The organism is Candidatus Desulfolinea nitratireducens (assembly GCF_982879505.1).
This window is the reverse complement of record NZ_CEYOSI010000321.1, coordinates 1-2,849: the sequence shown is the minus strand read 5'-3', so window position 1 is coordinate 2,849 and position 2,849 is coordinate 1. Positions and strand designations below refer to the sequence as shown.

At 47.1% G+C, this 2,849-nt stretch carries 3 protein-coding genes; all 3 read left to right on the top strand.

All coding sequences use genetic code 11. From position 1 onward, the window contains the following. Positions 1 to 335 (top strand): serine hydrolase (locus AC3DOM_RS17235; RefSeq protein ID WP_487920272.1); only part of this gene is annotated, 335 nt, incomplete at its 5' end. Positions 336 to 360: 25 nt separating this feature from the next. Then, the gene (locus AC3DOM_RS17230) at positions 361 to 1,062 is read left to right on the top strand and encodes a zinc ribbon domain-containing protein (RefSeq protein ID WP_487920271.1); all 702 of its coding nucleotides are present in this window, start codon (positions 361 to 363) and stop codon (positions 1,060 to 1,062) included. A gap of 6 nt (positions 1,063 to 1,068) precedes the next feature. After that, positions 1,069 to 2,849: NACHT domain-containing protein (locus tag AC3DOM_RS17225; RefSeq protein ID WP_487920270.1), on the top strand; the 1,781-nt coding region annotated here is incomplete at its 3' end.

Below are 2,849 nucleotides of genomic sequence, written 5' to 3'. Positions count from 1 at the left end.
GCGGCGGTGCTTTACTGGCAGCATTTCCTAATCAGCTTACACAGGGAGATTGTCGGTTGATGATTGACTATATGGTGCAGGATAAGTTTGGCTCTCTGCTACAAGCAGGCCTGCCCGATGGGACAAAGATCGCCCACAAACACGGATTCGTCCCGGATCGTTTTGGTGTTGTTCATGATATTAGCGATGCTGGAATTATCTATACTCCTGGCGGAAACTTCGTCCTGGCAATCTATACTTACCACCCTGTCCAGGGAATTTGGGGGGAGGTCAATCCCCTCTTTGTTGAGCTTACCCAGGCAGTTTATAATTATTTCAACCTAAGCAGCCCATAATTAAAACTTCGTTTATAATTTAGCCATGAATACAACTTTTCATCTTTACCGCCTGCAGCAAATTGACAGCCAAGTCGACAAGGCTCAAAAACGTTTGGATGAAATTCAAAAGATTCTCGACGACAATACTGAACTCAAACGTGCCAAAGCCTATCACGATAAATGTCAGGTTGCGCACCATGAAACAGAGAATGAACTTCAAAAGGCTGAAGGTGATGTTCAAGACAGGCATATAAAAATTGAACAATCGGAGGCTATGCTTTATGGCGGCAGTGTAAAGAATCCCAAAGAGGTCCAAGACCTACAAAATAAAACAGAATCTCTTAAACGCTATCTGACAAAATTACAGGATATTCAGCTTGAGGCAATGCTCGCCCACGAAGAAAATACAGAAATTCTCCAATCTGCGCAATCTGCGCTGGATAAACTCAAAGGGGAGATTATTCAACAAAACAGTCAACTGGCTGGTGAACAAAGCGTACTTAATAAAAATAAAGAACGTCTCCTCACTGAAAGGGAGGTTGCACTTCCCGCCGTGCAGCCAGATCAACGCCAACTTTACGAAGGTCTTCGAAAAACTAAACGCGGGATTGCAATCGCCTCCATCAAAGAGGGAAGCTGTTCAGCCTGTGGCGCGGCGTTGACCAAATCTCATCAACAGACAACCCGTTCAAACGCAACCATTGCTTATTGTCCCTCCTGCAAACGAATCCTTTATGATAGTTAAAGAATTATGACCCCGGGATTATCAAATCTTTCCATTGATGCCATCTCCTTTTGGATTGGCGTCCTCGTCGCCTCAGTTTTCTGGCTGATGATAGGGTGGGTGCGCCCCTTATTAAAACAAATTCGTGAAAACCTGCAAAAAACCCGTGAGACCAGATCAAAGCGCGGCTCCAGCAGTATCGAAGAATATTATCGACAGACTGTGCTCAAGCAAGCCCAGGGAATGCATCTGGCAGCCCCTCTCTTTTCTCTTGAAGAGATTGTTGTCTCCCCCAGCATTATTGCCCCTCCGCCACACATAGAACCAGGTGATAACCTGGTTGCTTTGAATCAAACAGACCTGACCGTCCCCTATTTACCGCAAGACCCTACGCTCGCCTCTTTTTATCAAACTTCAACTCTCACTATTCCTGAAGCCCTCGCTGGTGGATCTCATCTCGCTATCGTTGGGAATCCTGGTGTGGGAAAAACAGTAGCGCTTGCTTTTATCGCCAGCCTGGCTGCCAAACGCGACCCACAGATGGGCTCTCTTGATGATGCCGTCCCTTTTCTCATGCATGTTGCGGATTTGGCTATTCCTGAAAAAGACACAACCTCTGTCCTTGATCCAATTATAGATTTTGTCGCTGAAGGAGCCTCTCTCTTCAATGCCCCCCGCTTACCCGGTTTCATTCGTCAAAGCTTTGGGAGCGGACGTGCGCTGCTCCTTCTTGACGGATTGGATGAAATCCCACCGGATGAGATATCTAAAGTAGTCGCATTTATTACAGAAATTATTAAAAATTACCCCAATATTCGGGTCATCACTACCGGTGCCCTTGAATTTCTGGATGGTCTCACTCAGCATGATTTTGCCATTCTCCCCCTGAAAACATGGAATGCATCTCAGCAAAATGAATTTCTCACCAAATGGGGTCATCTCTGGGAAAAGTATGTTGCCCGTGAAGCCTGGGTACAGGCTGGACCAGAGCAAGTTGATCCTACTCTTCTTAACTCATGGTTGAGCATTGAATCTACAAGCTTCACACCTCTTGAACTCACCCTGAAAGCCTGGGGAGCCTACGCGGGGGATGGACGCGGACCAACAGCATTGGATGCAATCGAAACTCACCTCCGCCGGATTTCACCCGCCGGCACTCCTGTTGCCGCATTGGAAATGCTCGCCATGCAGGTCAGCCTGACAGCTCAGCCCATTTTTGATTCTCGCAAGGCACGCAGTTGGATTAAATCCTTCGAGCCACCTGAAGAAAAACTGGCTGAAAAAGAAAATGAGGATAAGAAAAAAGGCAAAAAAGAAAAGGTCACTCCCACACTGGGTCTTTTGTCAAAAATGGCTCAAAGCGGCCTCCTTTCCAGTCACCTTGACAATAAAATGCGTTTTGCCCATCCCATTTTTGGAGGGTTTCTCGCCGGACGTGGTCATAGTAACTTTACTGTCGACGAGCGGATAACGGCGCAGCCCTTCTGGGGCGGAAAAACCCTTTTCATGCACTACCTTGCTGCGAATGGGGACGCTACTGATCTTGTCAATACGCTTTTAGAGACACCAGATCCCATACTGGAGAGAAATTTGATCCTGATGGGAGATTGGTTGAGAGATGCTCCCCGCAAAACTCCATGGCGTGGAAAAGTGATGACTGCCCTCGCAAACGCCATTCAGGATGATAATCTACCCCTTGGGTTAAGAGGACAAATCGTAGCATCCCTCGCCCGTAGCGGAGACCCCAGTGTAGCCGCACTATTCAGGCAGCTTTTACAATCTCAATCATCCTACGTAATTCAGATTGT